Genomic DNA, 15,338 nt, shown 5'->3' with positions numbered 1-15,338 from the left:
AACGAGGCGAAACCGTTAGTGGGCGCCCGGGCGATGACTCTGTATGGAGTCGTTCGATATCGAGCGCTATCTCAACGTGCGAAGCGCCTACGGGGCCTCGTTCGGACCCGAGGGCGACCGCCTCTCGTTTCTGATGAACACGACCGGTACCTCCCAGGTCTGGACGCTCGACGCGGCACGTACGTGGCCGGAGCAGCGAACGTTCTCCGACGAGCAGGTGTCCTTCGCCTCCTGGTCGCCCGAACGGCCGGAACTCGCCTTTGGGATGGACGAAGGCGGCAACGAGCGCGCCCAACTGTTCCGACTCGACGTCGAGTCGGGCGGGGTCGAGAACCTGACTCGCCATCCCGAGGCCAAACACCGCTGGGGTGGGTGGAGCCACGACGGTGACCGGTTCGCGTTCACCTCAAACCGTCGCGACGAGTCCGTCTTCGACGTCTACGTCCAGCGTCGCGGCGAGACCGGTGAAGATGCTACCCTCGTTTGCGAGGGCGACGGCTGGCTCACCCTCTCGGGCTGGAGCCCGGACGACTCCCGACTGCTGGTTTCGGAAGCGTACTCCAACTTCGATCAGGATCTGTACGTGCTCGACCTCGACACCGATGAGCCCGAACTCGAGCACCTGACGCCCCACGAGGGCGACGTTCGCTACGGGAGCGCGAGCTGGGCGCCCGACGGGACGGGGATCTACCTCGTCACCGACGAGGGCGACGCCGACACGCTCTATCTGGCCTACCTGGACCTCGAGACTGGCGATCTCGAGACGGTCGTCGACGGCGAGGAGTCACGCTCCTCGAAGAGCCGGGCACAGCCCGGCGAGGGATGGAACGTCGGCGGAATCGCAGTAGACAACGAAACGGGCCGATTCGTCTACTCGCGAAACGTCGAGGGCTACACCGAACTGACCGTCGGTGCATTCGATTCGGACGATCCGACCGCGTTCGAGACGTTCCCTACACCGGACCTGCCCGGTGGCGTCGCCGGTGGTGTCAGCTTCGATCCCGACGCCGAGCGCTTCGCGCTCTCGACCTCCGGCGACACCGTAAACACGAACGTCTACGTCGTCGAGGTCGAGACCGGCGACGCCGAGCGCTGGACTGCAGCGCCGACGGCAGGCATCCCACCTGAGACGTTCGACGAGGCCGACCTCGTTCACGTCGAGAGCTTCGATGGACTCGAGATCCCCGGCTTCCTCACGCTCCCTGACTCGGCAGACACAGCGCCGTCGACACCCGGCGAGACGCCCGTCATCGTCGACATCCACGGCGGCCCCGAGAGCCAGCGCCGGCCCTCCTTCTCGTCGGTCAAGCAGTACTTCACCGATCGCGGCTACGCCTACTTCGAGCCGAATGTCCGCGGCTCGTCGGGATACGGTGCCGACTACGCCGCCTTGGACGACGTCGAGAAGCGGATGGATTCGGTCGCTGACATCGACGCCTGCGTCGAGTGGCTCTGCGAGCACCCTGCGATCGACCCCGACCGCATCATCGCCAAGGGCGGTTCCTACGGCGGCTTCATGGTGCTTGCCGCACTCACCGAGTACCCCGACCGCTGGGCGGCCGGCATCGACGTCGTCGGCATCGCGAACTTCGTCACATTCCTCGAGAACACCGGTGACTGGCGCCGCGAACTTCGGGAGGCCGAGTACGGGAGCCTCGCCGACGACCGCGAGTTTCTCGAGTCGATCTCGCCGATCAACACCGTCGATCGTATCGAGGCACCACTGTTCGTCCTCCACGGCGCGAACGACCCTCGCGTCCCAGTCGGTGAAGCCGAGCAGATCGTCGAGAAGGCCCGTGAGCAGAACGTTCCAGTCCGGAAGCTGATCTTCGAGGATGAAGGCCACGGCTTCTCGAAACTCGAAAATCGCATCGAGGCCTACTCCGCGATCGCCGACTTTCTCGACGAGCACGTCTGATCGGGACTAGCCGGCCAAACGGCTATTTCGGTGCTGAGAGTACTATCGTGCATGTCTCGTGGTATTGGCGAAGTCGATTTCCTACAGGGACTCATCCCGGAGTGGCTGGCCGTTATCGTGGCCTTGCTCACACAGCTCGGCGATATCTGGTTCTTGGGGCTCCTACTCGCCGTCCTCTACTGGGCCCACACGCCCAAGCGAGACGAGATCGCGATGGTCGGCGGCGTCTGGCTCGCCGGAATGGGGTTCTACAAGGGACTGAAGGAACACTTCGAATTTCCCCGGCCCGACGATCCGCTGCTCGATCCCGAGGTGTTGCCGACGCTGATCCAGCCGCTGTACGAGGCCACCGCGATGGCAAGTGGCTACGGGTTTCCCAGCGGTCACGCCGTCAATACCACCATCGTCTACTTCGGATTGGCGTACGTTCTCTCGATCGGCTCGAAACGGGCGCGGTTCGCCACCGCCGCCGCGATCGTCACCACGGTTTGTTTCACGCGACTCGCCCTCGGCGTCCACTACCTCGTCGACGTCGTCGTCGGCGTTGGAGTCGGGTTCCTCGTGTTGCTAACCGCGCGGGAACTGATCAGGCGGATGCCGAGTGACCGGACGACGGTCACGTTGGGGATGGCCATCATCTGTGGCGTCTTTTTCCTTGTCACGAGCGAGGTGGACGAAGACGCCGTCTTCGTTCTCTCTGCCTCACTGGGAGCCTTCGCCGGCTGGCAGGTCATCATCCTCGGCAGGCGACTCGTCTCGGCCCCTTCGTTCTCAGCTGCAGTGCGCCCGATTGCTGTGAGGGGCGGACTCGTCCTCATGGCGCTCGCGCCGCTGGTCGCCACGTTCGAGTACTTTCCACTGCTCTCGGTGTACACCGCCGGTGGCGGGATCGGTCTCCTCACGGCGGTCGCGATCACGATTCCAGTAGCGCGCCACTCGGACCACGCCCGACGAATCGGTTCTCGGATTCGGTTCTGGATCGTCGTCGTCTTACACGGTCTCCTGTACGTGCTCGATCCCCGCGTCTGGCGGCAATGGCTCGCAAGTGCGCGAAACTATCTCTCGGACCGTCGGAAGTAGCCCCGCGGCGGGACTCGGCGCTTCGTCACCCGATGACGCCGGTCTTCTCGGCGACCTCGCGGGCGGCGCGCTCGTTCATGCCGTCGCCCAGGATCGTGTACCGATCGCGGATGGCATGACACGTGGTCAGCGCCTCGATGACCGTCTCGTCGTCGATCCCCAGCTCGGCGGCGGTCGTCGGCGCGTCGATGCTGGCGAGGGCGTTCCGGATATCTTTCCAGATACCACGCTCTCCGCCGTGGAGGTAGGCGGTCATGATCGAGCCGACGCCGACCTGGTGCCCGTGTAAGGCCGTGCCGGGTGCCAGCCGATCGAGCTGGTGGGAAAAGAGGTGTTCGGCGCCACTTGCGGGTCGCGAGGAGCCCGCGATGCTCATCGCGACGCCCGAGGACATGAGCGCCTTCGTGACGATCCAGGCCGATTCCTCGAGTCCGGGCCGGACGTGCTCTGCGTTGTCGACCAGAATTTCGGCGGTCATCTCCGAGAGCGCCGCGGCGTACTCGGAGTACTCGACGTTCTGGAGCCGCCGGGCGAGACGCCAGTCCATGACGGCGGTGTAGTTCGAGATGATATCGGCACAGCCAGCCGTCGTCAGTTCCCAGGGCGCCTCCGCGAGGAGTTCGGTGTCGGCGACGACGGCAAGCGGCGGCTCGGCCGCGACGCTGTGGCGGGTGTCGCCGTCCGGAACCGACCCCCGATTGCTCACGATTCCGTCGTGACTGGCCGCCGTCGGCACCGAGCAAAATCCCATGTCGAGGTGATCGCTCGCCATCTTCGCGATGTCGATCGCTTTCCCGCCGCCGATGCCGACCAGATAGGAGACGTCGGCTTCGGTCGCGACCTCGATGACTTCCTCGACGGCGTCGAACGTCGCCCGTTCGATCGTGACGATTGCGGGGTCGATGCCCGCCGCCTCGAAGTCGGCGGCGATCGGATCTGCGGCGATCTCCCGTGGAGTCGGGCTGGTCACGAACAACGGGCGTCCCTGCAGGTGGAGATCCTCGATCACCTCGCGAACCTGGCTTCTGACGCCGTGACCGACGACGACGTTTCGCGGTAGCCGAATCCACGTCGACTTCTCGAACATACTCCTCCTTTCTTACGGGAGCTATAATAAGTGAGCCTTCGAGAACCACTCTCACCCATGCAACTTCTTGGCTGGTATTTCAATTGACATCGAGCGCACACGGCGTCGCCATGCATGCGCGTGATCAGTACAGGCAAAGACAGAGCGAATCGGTGCCGAACACGAAACGCGAAATTTTCCCGTGACTCAGTTGCATAACTCCGTAGTGGTATTTACGCTCAGGGAACCACGGATTGGACGATGGCTACAGAGGCTTCCTTTACGGTTCCATCCAACGAGTTCCCGCTGGGAACGGTGTTTGAGCAATTGCCGGATGTATCGGTCGAACTGGAGCGGATCATCCCCGCCCGAGACGTGGTGATCCCCTACTTCTGGGTGCGGGGAACCGACGTTGAGGATGTCGAAGGGGCGTTTTCGGAGCATCCCGGCGTGAAGGAAATCCAGTCCATCGACGCCGTCGAAGATGAGCATCTGTTGCGCGTCGAGTGGGCGTTAGATTACGACGACGTGTTGACCACGCTGACGGAGACGCAGATCGCGCTCATCAAAGCCGTCGGGACGGACACGCAGTGGACGTTCGATATTCGTGGAGACACCCGTGACGATATTGCTGACTTTCAATCTCGGTGTCGGGAGGTGGGCATCCCGATCACGCTTACGGAGCTACACGCGCTCACGCCGGTTGAGACGGCTACCGAGGCGGCTCTCACCGATACCCAACAGGAAGCCTTGGTACTCGCCTACGAGCGCGGCTACTTCGAATCCCCGCGCGAGGCAACGATGGAAGAGATCGGCGACGAACTCGGTATCACCCAACAGGCCGTCGCCTCCAGACTTCGGCGCGGAATCAAACACATCCTCGGGAACACACTATCCGAGGTATCGGCTCCCTCTCGATAGAGGAGTTAAAAGCGTGTTGGGTACTAAAAAGTGAGAGTGATTTGGGTCGGTTTTCGAAGATGGTCCAATGACAGAGAGGTCCATCGCGTTCGACACGGTGCTCGACTTGTGTAGAGAGGAGGTTCGTCGCATCATCCTCGCGGTACTTGCAGAAGAGCAGCGTTCGTTGACGGTGAACGACCTCCGGGGAACGATTCTCACCTATAATCATCAGACGCCAGTTATCCACGCGTCTGAAGAGGTGCTAACGGAAATTCGGATCTCGCTATCCCACACGCACATTCCAAAGTTAGAATCGGCAGGCGTCATCGACTACGATTCGGAACGGAAACTCGTAGAACCAACGGAACAATTTGACCAGCTACAGCCCCATCTCTCTGCGATCATCGATACCGATCCGGATCTCGACGAACCAATCGAGTTGTGAGGTCGTACAGGCGACTCGCTATTCTCGATGAGGCCGTTGGAGTACGTCAGTGGTGTCTGAATAGAGGTTCGGGCAATACGCACACGTACTAACCAAACCGAGAACTCTCGTTTCAGATACTATCCCGACGCCGTTCGCGGCCGTCCATATACTGTCCACGGACTGACTTCCGTCGCCCCCAATCGATTTCGTTTTCACCACGTCACGAGATGCCGTCGGTATGGGCGGCACCTACGTCCTCCTGATCGACCGCTCTCGGTCGGGATCGATCGAGGTCGGCGCGCTCGGTACCCGCGAGTTCGCCGCCGGAACCTACGCCTACGTCGGCAGCGCACACGGCCCGGGCGGCTTCGCCAGGGTCGACCGACATCGGGAACTGGCACGTGGTGATCGCGACACCAGACACTGGCACGTCGACTACTTGCTCGGCGATCCGGCGACGACGCTCGTTCGCACGGCCCGCTTTCCCGACGCCGACCGCGAGTGCGAGCTCGCCGCGTCGCTTCCGGGCGAGCAGGTTCGCGGATTCGGCGCCTCCGATTGTGACTGCGACGGGCACCTACTCGAAACCGACGAGTCGGAACTTCTCGCCGCGGCTGGCGATCACGGCGGCGTGTTCGATTCGACCGGGTGACAGGATAGCGTTCTCTACACTCCTTCTCGTTCCGATTCGATAGGATGAGGAAAAACGTCGCCAGGATAGCCAAAAACGCGACCCGAGTCGGAACTGTGGGCCGATCAGTCGTCGCTGGCCGCGAAGCCGGTGGCACCGGCCTCGGCCTCCGCGCCGGGCGCGGCAGGGAGCTCCTCTCGGACGTCGTCGCTGCCCTGCTCGGTGATCGCCTTGTCGTAGGCGTCGGGCATGATTTTCACGAACGAGTCGAGTGCGTCCTCCCAGCTGTCGAGCAGCTCCTCACCGCGCTCGGAGTCGGTGTAGGCGACGTGGTTCTCGACGAGTCGACGCAACATTGCCTCGTCTTCGGCCTCGAGGTCGTCGTCCAGGGTGACCATGCCGGTGTTGGCGCGGTCTGCGAACTCGCCGTCGGGGTCGTAGACGTACGCCACGCCGCCGGACATCCCGGCCGCGAAGTTCTTGCCCGTCTCGCCCAGCACGGCGACGACGCCGCCGGTCATGTACTCACAGCCGTGGTCGCCGACGCCCTCGACGACCGCCTTCGCGCCGGAGTTCCGGACGGCAAAGCGCTCGCCGGCCAGTCCGTTGACGTACAGCTGGCCGTCGGTTGCGCCGTAGAGAGCGACGTTTCCGATAGCGATGTTCTCGGCGGGGTCGTAGGTTGCCGTCGGCGGCGTCTCGACGGTAATCCTCCCGCCGGAGAGCCCCTTCCCGACGTAGTCGTTTGCGCTTCCGGAGAGACGCATAGAGACGCCGTTGGCCAGGAACGCGCCGAAGCTCTGTCCGGCGGTTCCCTCGAGATCGACGGTGATCGTCTCGTCGGGGAGCCCCGCCTCACCGTAGCGGCTCGTGATTCGGTTCGAGAGCATCGCGCCGACGGTGCGGTCGACGTTCGAGACGTCCGCGGCCAGCGAGACCGGCTGCTGGTCCTCGATGGCCTCGGTCGCGGCGTCGATCAGATCGCGGTCGAGCTGATCGTCGAGTTCGTGGTCTTGTTCGCGGATCTTTCGCCGGACGTTGCCCTCTGGCTCGGCTACGATCGCCGAGAGGTCGACTGTGCGTGCCTTCGGGTGGTCGACGTCCTCGCGCTGGGAGAGGGTCTCGACGCGGCCGACCATCTCGTCGACCGTCTCGAAGCCCAGTTCGGCCATGATCTCGCGAAGCTCCTGGGCGATGAACGTCATGTAGTTGATGACGTGGTCCGGTTCGCCGGGGAAGCGCTCGCGAAGGTCGCCACGCTGGGTCGCGATGCCGACCGGGCAGGTGTTCTTGTGACACTGCCGGGCCATCACGCAGCCCTCGGCGACCAGGCTGGCGGTGCCGAAGATGTACTCCTCGGCGCCCAGCAGGGCGGCGACGGCGACGTCACGGCCGGTCATCAGCCCGCCGTCGGTCGAGACGCGGATGCGGTCGCGCAGTCCGGTCGCACGGAGCATCTGGTTCGCCTCCGCCAGGCCGAGCTCCCACGGGAGGCCGGCGTGTTTGATCGAGGTTCGGGGCGACGCGCCCGTCCCGCCGGAGTGGCCCGAAATGTGGACGACGTCGGCGTTCGCCTTCGCGACGCCGGCCGCGATCGTGCCGATCCCGGCCTCGGAGACGAGCTTGACGTTGATGTCGGCCTCCTCGTTGGCAGCCTTCAGATCGAAGATCAGCTGTTTCAGGTCCTCGATCGAGTAGATGTCGTGCAGCGGCGGCGGCGAAATGAGCCCCACGCCGGGGGTCGACTTGCGGACGTGGGCGATCATCTCGTCGACTTTCATTCCTGGGAGGTGGCCCCCTTCGCCGGGTTTCGATCCCTGGGCCATCTTGATCTGGAGCTCGTCGGCCGCAGAGAGGTACGTCGAGGTGACCCCGAAGCGCCCCGAGGCCACCTGCTTTACGTTACACTCCTTCTCGGTGCCGAAGCGTTCCGGCGGCTCGCCACCTTCGCCGGAGTTCGACTTGCCGCCGATCCGGTTCATCGCGATCGAGTTGTTCTCGTGAGCCTCCGGCGAGAGGCTGCCGAGACTCATCGCCGCGGTGGAGAATCGTGTGACGATCTCCTCGACTGGCTCGACCTCCTCGATCGGGATCGACTCCCGATCGGAGTCGAACTCGAGCAGTCCGCGCAGCGTCTGGAGGTTCTCGTTCTGGTTGTTGACCAACTCGGCGAACTCCTGGTACCGCTCGTAGTCACCGGAGCGGACCGACTGCTGGAGCGCGCCGACGGTCTGGGGGTTCCACTGGTGGTAGATCCCCTGCTTGCGGTGGTTGAACTCGCCGGTGCGCTCGAGGGCGGACTCGTCGCTGCTGTAGGCAGTCGCGTGGCGCTCGCGAACGTCGGATTCGATCTCCGCCAGGCCGATTCCCTCGGTTCGGTTTTCGGTCCCCTCGAAGTACTCGTCGACGAGGTCCGAGTCGAGCCCGACGGCCTCGAAGATCTGGGCGCCCTGGTAGCTCTCGACCGTGGAGATCCCCATCTTGGCCATGATCTTCAGCAGGCCGTCCTCGACCGCGCCGACGTAGGCGTCGATCGCGACCTCGAGGTCGGCGCCGTCGTCGCCGGCCGTGATGTCCTCGATGGTCTGGTAGGCGAGGTACGGGTTGACTGCGCCCGCGCCGTAGCCGACCAGCGTCGCGAAGTGGTGGACGGTTCGGGGGTCGGCCGACTCGACGACCAGCCCGCAGTGGTTACGAAGCCCGTTTCGCACGAGATGATGGTGGACGCCACCGGTCGCGAGCAGGCTCGGGATCGCGAGGCGATCCTCGTCGGCGGCTCGATCGGAGAGAACGAGGATGTCGTCTCCCCCCTCGATCGCCGCGACGGCATCTTCGCGGACGCGTTCGATAGCGTCACGGAGATCCTCGCCCGGCTCGTCTGTGGTCGGCTCGTAGGTGATGTCGATCGTTGCGGTCGTGATGTCGTTTACCTCGCAGTCGCGGATCGACGCGAGTTCGGCGTCGGTGAGGACCGGCGAGTCGAGTACGAGCTGGCGAGCGTGTTCTGGGGACTCGTCGAGGAGATTCCGCTGGTAGCCGAGCCGTGATTCCATCGACGTCACCAGCTCCTCGCGGATGTAGTCAAGCGGCGGGTTGGTGACCTGGGCGAACAGCTGCTTGAAGTACGAGAACAGCGGGCGGTTGAACTCCGTCAGCACCGACAGGGGCGTGTCGTCGCCCATCGAGCCGACGGGATCTTTGCCCTTCTGGGTCATCGGCTCGATCAGGTTCTCGAGTTCGTCGTGGGTGTAGCCGAACGCGAACTGCTGGTCGCGAAGCGACGCGACCGGCTCACGGGGCTCGCTGTCGTCGTCGGTACCGATCTCGCCGAGTCGGACCTGCTCTTCGTCGACCCACTCGCCGTAGCGGTCGTCGGTAAGCTCGTCGAAGACCTCGTCGTCGGGGATGACCCGCCCCTCCTCGGGATCGGCGAGGAAGAGCTGGCCGGGCTGGAGGCGACCGCGCTCGTTGATCTCTTCGGGGCCGAGATCGAGTGCGCCGGCCTCGCTAGCGACGACCAGCCGGTTGTCGGTCGTCACGTCGTACCGGCAGGGGCGCAGGCCGTTACGGTCGAGAACCGCACCGACCCGTTCGCCGTCAGTTGCCGCGACGAGCGCGGGACCGTCCCACGGCTCGACGAGCGAAGCGTGGAAGTCGTACCAGTCTTTTCGATCCTGGTCCATCTGGTCGTCGCCGCGCCACGCCTCGGGGACGAGCATCCGCAGGGCGTGCTCGAGATCGCGGCCGTCCTGCATCAGCAGTTCGAGGGCGTTGTCGACGCTCGCGGTGTCGGACTGCCCGGGGTCGTTGATGACCGGCTTGACCGCGTCGAGATCGGCGAGCACCTCGCTCTCGAGGTCGGTCTCGCGGGCACGCATCCAGTTGATGTTGCCCTGAATGGTGTTGAACTCGCCGTTGTGGACGATGTTGCGGTAGGGGTGGGCGAGGTGCCAGGCGCCGAGCGTGTTCGTCGAGAACCGCTCGTGGACCATCACGAAGTTCGACTCGACGCGCTCGTCGGTGAGATCGGGGTAGTAAGTGGGCACCTGGACGCCTTTCAGCAGCCCCTTGTAGACGATCGTCTTCGAGTCGAGCGAACAGACGTAGAATCGCTCAGCGCCGTCGACCTCGGCAGTTTCAACGGCGTTTTCCAGCGCCCGTCGGGCGACGTAGAGCCGACGGTCGAAGGCGTCGCCGCTGCAGTCGTCGTCCGGCGTGACGACGGCCTGTCGAACATCCGGCTCTGATTCGACGGCGGTCGTTCCGAGTCCGCCGTTTTCCGTTGGAACGTCTCGCCACTCGAGAACGTCGAGGGCGTAGTCAGCGAGAACGTCTTCGACGACCGAGACGACGGCCTCGCGGGTGTCGTCGTCGGTTGGCAGAAAGAACGAGCCCACGGCGTAAGTCTCCGGCAGCTCCGTCTCGAAAACGTCTGTGAAGAACCGTTCCGGCGTTTGGAGCATGATCCCCGCGCCGTCGCCGGTGTTTTTTTCTGCGCCGGTCGTTCCGCGGTGTTCGAGATTTGTCAGAAGTTCGAGCCCGTCGGCGACGACGTCGTGGCCCCCTGCTCCATCTAAGTCCATGACGACGCCGACGCCGCAGTTCGACCGTTCGTCCGCGGGGGAAGCGAGACCCCGCGAGCGATCGGTGGATGACGCTCGGTGTGGCTGTGGCATACAGTCTCGTCTGCCTCACTCCCATAAGAGGCTACTCCATTATGACTAAGTGTATTATATATACATATTAACGGGTATAAGGTATATTGGTCGATAAGTACCACCGCTACAGCGTGTGACGGACGTGCAACAAAATGTGTCAGAGGCAGATGGTGATCGCCGAAGCGAGCACCACGAATAACCGTTGGAGAGGGATCGGTAAACGCTGCGTGGTTAAAGGATTAGGTTCTTCACGAACCCTCCTGGCTACGTTCCGGCTGCACGGACTCAGTAGGATCGTGCGAAGTAGGCGACCTCCTCGGCGTGCTCGCCACAGACCCCACACTCGTCGGATTCGGGTGTCTCGACTTCTCCTGCGGTGGTGCCGCCTTCGTCTTCTAACGGCTGCATCACGATCTCGGCGGCGATCTTCTCTTTGATCGCCTCCTCGCAGGCTTCGTCTCCGCACCACGCCGTCTTCACGTAGCCGCCGTGCTTGCCGATGGTCCCGAGAATCTCTTCCGGCGAACTGGCTTCGCGAACGTTCTCGGCTAAGTTCTCCGCCGCGGCGTCGTAGAGCTTGTCGTAGATCGCGTCGAGGTGTTCGTCGACGGTCTCGACGAGTCCGTCGCGATCTTCGAAGGACTTCTCGTTGTCCGGGCGGTGGACCATCGTGACCTCCTCGTCGTCGACCTCGTTCGGACCGATTTCGAGTCGGAGCGGGACCCCGTTTAACTCGTGTTCGTTGAACTTGAAGCCGGGATTTCGCTCGTCGCGGTCGTCGAGTTCGACCCGGAAGCCGGCGTCTTCGAGCTCTTCGGCGATCTCTTCGGAGTACGCGAGGACATCCTCTTTCGTCTCTGCCTGCCAGATCGGAACGATAGCGACCTGCGTGGGCGCGATCGTCGGCGGCAACACGAGCCCCTGATCGTCCGAATGTGTCATGACGAGCGCGCCGATCGCTCGCCAGGAGACACCCCACGAGGTCGTGTAGGCGGTCTGTTCCTCCTCGTCTTCGTCGGCGAAGGTGATGTCGAACGCCTCGGCGAAGCTCTGGCCCAGGTGGTGGCTGGTCCCGCCCTGGACGGACTTCCCGTCGGGCATCAGCGCCTCGACGGTCGTCGTGGTGTCGGCGCCGGGGAACTTGTCGTGTTCGGGCTTTTTGCCGCGAAGCACCGGAATCGCGAGCACGTCCTCGTAGACGCGCTCGTACTGCGAGAGCCGGGTCCAGACCTCCTCCCAGGCGCCCTCGTCGCTGGCGTGGGCGGTGTGACCTTCCTGCCACATGAACTCCTTCGTGCGGAAGAACGGCTTCGTCTCGGTCGCCTCCCAGCGCACGACCGAACACCACTGGTTCAGTCGAAGGGGCAGGTCCCGGTGGCTGCGCGTCCAGTCAGCCATGAAGGGCGCGATGATCGACTCGCTGGTCGGTCGCACCGCGAGACGCTCCTCGAGTTCGTCGTGGCCACCCTGGGTGACCCAGGCGACCTCGGGGTCGAAGCCTTCGACGATGTCTTTCTCGCGTTCCAGAAAGCTCTCGGGGATGAACATCGGGAAGTAGACGTTGTCGACGCCGGTCTCCTTGAACCAGCCGTCTAAGGCGTCCTGAATCCCTTCCCAGATCGCGTACCCTCGCGGTTTCGTGACGATGAATCCGCCCATCGGTGCGTAGTCCGCCAGTCCGGCCTTCTGGACGACCTCGGCGTACCAGTCGCCGGGATTGCCCTTCTTGGACTCGGTGATACCGAGCTCCTGACTCTCGTCGGTCATACTTCGACACTCTGCCAGCGCGGTCTTAAACGATGCGAAGGTCGGATGCGGTGGCTATCGGTTCTCGCCCTCGTTGGACGAAAATGAAACGTCCCACTCCAGATCGTGGTCGACGAAGTCGGCTTCGTCTAAGGGCTTCCCACCTTCAAAGCGAAACTCCCCGAGGACGGTGTCGCCTGCGAGGACGCCCGGCACCCAGTGGCGGTCGTCCTCCCACATTCGATCGTAGGGGACCTCCTCGACCGCGAACCACTCCGGGTGGGCCTCCGCCGTCGAGACCGGCTCCCCGGAGAACGCGTCGGTCAGGAAGACGTGACTCTCGGTGTGGATCGACCCGTCCAGTAAAAATCTGAGTTCGCCCACCTTTGCCGGCTCGTGGACGTCGATGCCGACTTCCTCTCGGGTCTCCCGGGTCGCACACTCTTGGAGCGTCTCTCCAGGCTCTAGCTTTCCACCCGGCGCGTTGTACCACCCTTCACCCAGCCCGCGGCGCTTCTCGATCAGCAACACCTCGCGCTCTCCGGCGTCGGCCTCGTCTTCGCGAACGACGAAACAGAGCGTCGCCTCGATCATGTCGGACTCTTCGGCCGTCAACGCAAAAGCGTCCCTCTTCTGTCGCCATTTTCGGGGTTGGCGGGACTACTCCGCCGTTCCCGTCTCCTGGATCGTCAGGTAGCCGACGTAGGCGATTGCCGCCACGACCAGTGCGCCCGCGAAGACGGTGACGCCCTCGTAGCTCTCGAGCGCGACGTCGGGGTTCTCGAGCAGGTAGGCGCCGCCCTCGACCGCCAGCACGAACAGCGCCCCGTAAGCCGCCGCCAGTGCGAGTGCGCGCCCGATCGAGATGGCGTCGAGCCGGCCGCGCTGGAGCAACTCCACGACGAACAGCAAGGCGATCGCGAGCAAGTAAAACGGCTCCGGCAGCGCTCCGCCGATCTCTCCGCCCCGTCCGATCACTGCGACGCCGTAGTACGCGAGCGCGAGCAAAATGGCGCCGACGAGCGTGAGGGTGACGCCGTAGGCGGTCGCGTCCTCGCTCGTCGGCGCTGGCGTCGCTCGACTCGAGTCGTCCTCGTCCGTCGCCATGTTCGCGTTACGCCGCCGACGTCCTTAGTTAACTGGGGGTAACCGTCGCGTCGGTTCGCCGACGGTCCTCGTCACCGATCGACCTCTCCCATGATACAGTCGAGACTGCCGATCGCGGCGATCATGTCCGCGACGTACTCTCCCCGGACTATCTCGGGGAGTGCCGAGAGATTGGAGAAACACGGGCTGCGGATCTTGAACCGTGCGGGAGTTTCGCTCCCGTCCGAACGGATGTAGATGCCGAGTTCACCCTTCGCGCCTTCGACGGCCCGATAACTCTCTGCTCCGGCGTCGGGTTTGAGCGTCCGTGGAACGTTCGACTGAACCTCGCGGTCGTCCTCGGGCCAGTCTTCGAGCACGTCGAGACACTGTTCGACGATCTTCGCGGACTCCTCGACTTCCTGCATCCGGACGAGCAACCGCGAGTAGTTGTCGCCGTGGGGCTCCGTGGCGACGTCCCACTCCAGGTTCGGATAGTAGCCGTAGGGGTCGTCTCGGCGCAGGTCGTAGTCGATACCCGAACCGCGGGCGACCGGTCCCGTACAGCCGTACTGCTTTGCGATCTCAGGCGCTAAGATGCCCGTGTCGACACAGCGAAGCTGAAAGATCTCGTTTCGAACGAGTAGATCGTGATACTCTTCGACCTTTGCGGGGAGGGCGTCGAGCATCGCTCGCGTCTCGGCGACAAACTCCTCGCGGGGTTCGGGAAGGTCCCAGGCGACGCCGCCCAGTCGGAAGTAGTTAAACATCATCCGCTGGCCCGTCAACGCTTCGAGCGCGTCCAAGACCAGTTCCCGGTCGCGCATCGCGTACTGGAAGGCCGCCGTGAACTCGCCGAAGACGTCGAGGGCGTAGGTTCCGAGCGCGATGAAGTGTGCTGCCATCCGCGAGAGCTCGGCTCCCATCGTCCGGACGACCTGTGCGTACTCGGGAACCTCGATTCCTGCCAGCGCTTCGGCGACGCGAGCGTACGCCCACTCGTTTAGCAGCCCTGCCGACACCCAGTCCCAGCGGTCAGGGTAGGGCATGATCTGGTGACGGTAGGTCCCCTGCTGGCACAGCTGCTCCTCACAGCGGTGGATGTAGCCGATATCGGGATCCACGTCGACGACCGTCTCACCGTCGAGGACGGTCTTGACGTGCAACACGCCGTGGGTCGAGGGGTGGTGTGGCCCGACGTTCAGAAACATCGTCTCCGAGGGGTCGCCTCGCGAATTCGTTCTATCCCCGCTATCACCTCCCTCGACGACTGGATTGTCGTGCTCGGTGAGCGTGACGATCTGGGGCGTCGTCTGGTCGTAGTCGAGCGAGAGCGGATGTCCCTGCCACGTTTCGGGCAACAGGATCCGCCGAAGATCCGGGTGGCCCTCGTACTCGATTCCCACGAGATCGTACGCCTCGCGCTCGTGCCAGTCGGCCGTCCGGTAGACCGGCGCCGCGGACTCGCTTCGCGGGTCGTCTATCGGGATCGGGACGATCACGCTCAGCTCTCGGGTTGGATCCGCGTACGACCGCAGGTGATAGATCGACTCGTAGCGGTCCGCGTACTGCTGGGCGGTGACGCAGGCGCAGTGGTCGAACCCCGCGTCGCGAAGCCGCGAGAGGACTGCTCGAACCTCGTCTCGCCGAACAACGATTCCCGGTGCGTTCTCGTGATCGTCCCGGTCCAGTACGTACTCGGCGACGCCGGCGGCCGAGCGTTCGGCGTCGACCCCTTCCTCGAACTCGCCGACACCACCGTCTTGCTCCCGTTCGCGTCTCGCTACTCGTTCCCGTTTCAAACGACCGTCCATAACGTCGAC

At 63.9% G+C, this 15,338-nt stretch carries 11 protein-coding genes; 5 read left to right on the top strand and 6 right to left on the bottom strand.

Translation table 11 applies throughout. The features are described from left to right. Positions 1-43 precede the first annotated feature (43 nt). Positions 44-1,918, top strand: coding sequence for a S9 family peptidase (locus OB905_10055; protein MCU4926323.1), 1,875 nt, complete (start codon positions 44-46; stop codon positions 1,916-1,918). A 51-nt stretch (positions 1,919-1,969) separates the two neighbouring features. Next, entirely contained in the window at positions 1,970-2,998 is a 1,029-nt protein-coding gene (locus OB905_10050; GenBank protein ID MCU4926322.1) for a phosphatase PAP2 family protein, read from the top strand. A gap of 25 nt (positions 2,999-3,023) precedes the next feature. Here OB905_10050 and OB905_10045 read toward each other — a convergent pair whose 3' ends face one another. Continuing rightward, the gene (locus tag OB905_10045; GenBank protein MCU4926321.1) at positions 3,024-4,085 is read right to left on the bottom strand and encodes an NAD(P)-dependent glycerol-1-phosphate dehydrogenase; all 1,062 of its coding nucleotides are present in this window, start codon (positions 4,083-4,085) and stop codon (positions 3,024-3,026) included. Between the two features lie 240 nt (positions 4,086-4,325). Here OB905_10045 and OB905_10040 point away from each other — a divergent pair, with 240 nt between their 5' ends. The 3 genes from OB905_10040 to OB905_10030 all read left to right on the top strand — a co-directional run bounded on the left by OB905_10040 (position 4,326) and on the right by OB905_10030 (position 6,046). Then, positions 4,326-4,985: a helix-turn-helix domain-containing protein gene (locus tag OB905_10040; protein MCU4926320.1), complete on the top strand. Its 660-nt coding sequence runs from the start codon at positions 4,326-4,328 to the stop codon at positions 4,983-4,985. A gap of 67 nt (positions 4,986-5,052) precedes the next feature. Then, positions 5,053-5,412, top strand: coding sequence for a hypothetical protein (locus OB905_10035; GenBank protein ID MCU4926319.1), 360 nt, complete (start codon positions 5,053-5,055; stop codon positions 5,410-5,412). A 220-nt stretch (positions 5,413-5,632) separates the two neighbouring features. Continuing rightward, on the top strand, positions 5,633-6,046 hold the full coding sequence (locus tag OB905_10030) for a GIY-YIG nuclease family protein (GenBank protein MCU4926318.1): 414 nt from the start codon (positions 5,633-5,635) through the stop codon (positions 6,044-6,046). A gap of 104 nt (positions 6,047-6,150) precedes the next feature. Here OB905_10030 and gltB read toward each other — a convergent pair whose 3' ends face one another. From gltB to OB905_10005, 5 genes are all read right to left on the bottom strand, one after another. Continuing rightward, complete coding sequence (gene gltB / locus OB905_10025; GenBank protein ID MCU4926317.1) at positions 6,151-10,701, bottom strand: glutamate synthase large subunit; 4,551 nt, start codon at positions 10,699-10,701, stop codon at positions 6,151-6,153. 267 nt (positions 10,702-10,968) lie between these two features. After that, on the bottom strand, positions 10,969-12,450 hold the full coding sequence (gene proS, locus OB905_10020; GenBank protein MCU4926316.1) for a proline--tRNA ligase: 1,482 nt from the start codon (positions 12,448-12,450) through the stop codon (positions 10,969-10,971). 54 nt (positions 12,451-12,504) lie between these two features. Beyond that, positions 12,505-13,023: an 8-oxo-dGTP diphosphatase gene (locus OB905_10015; protein MCU4926315.1), complete on the bottom strand. Its 519-nt coding sequence runs from the start codon at positions 13,021-13,023 to the stop codon at positions 12,505-12,507. 66 nt (positions 13,024-13,089) lie between these two features. Further along, a complete protein-coding gene (locus tag OB905_10010) occupies positions 13,090-13,536 on the bottom strand; it encodes a hypothetical protein (protein ID MCU4926314.1) in 447 nt (148 codons plus the stop codon). Positions 13,537-13,607: 71 nt separating this feature from the next. Then, a complete protein-coding gene (locus tag OB905_10005) occupies positions 13,608-15,329 on the bottom strand; it encodes an NADH-quinone oxidoreductase subunit D (GenBank protein ID MCU4926313.1) in 1,722 nt (573 codons plus the stop codon). Positions 15,330-15,338: the final 9 nt, after the last annotated feature.

This window comes from Halobacteria archaeon AArc-dxtr1 (assembly GCA_025517425.1).
GTDB lineage: Archaea > Halobacteriota > Halobacteria > Halobacteriales > Natrialbaceae > Halostagnicola.
The sequence above is the reverse complement of the archived record's forward strand: the minus strand, read 5'-3'. Positions and strand labels throughout refer to the sequence as shown.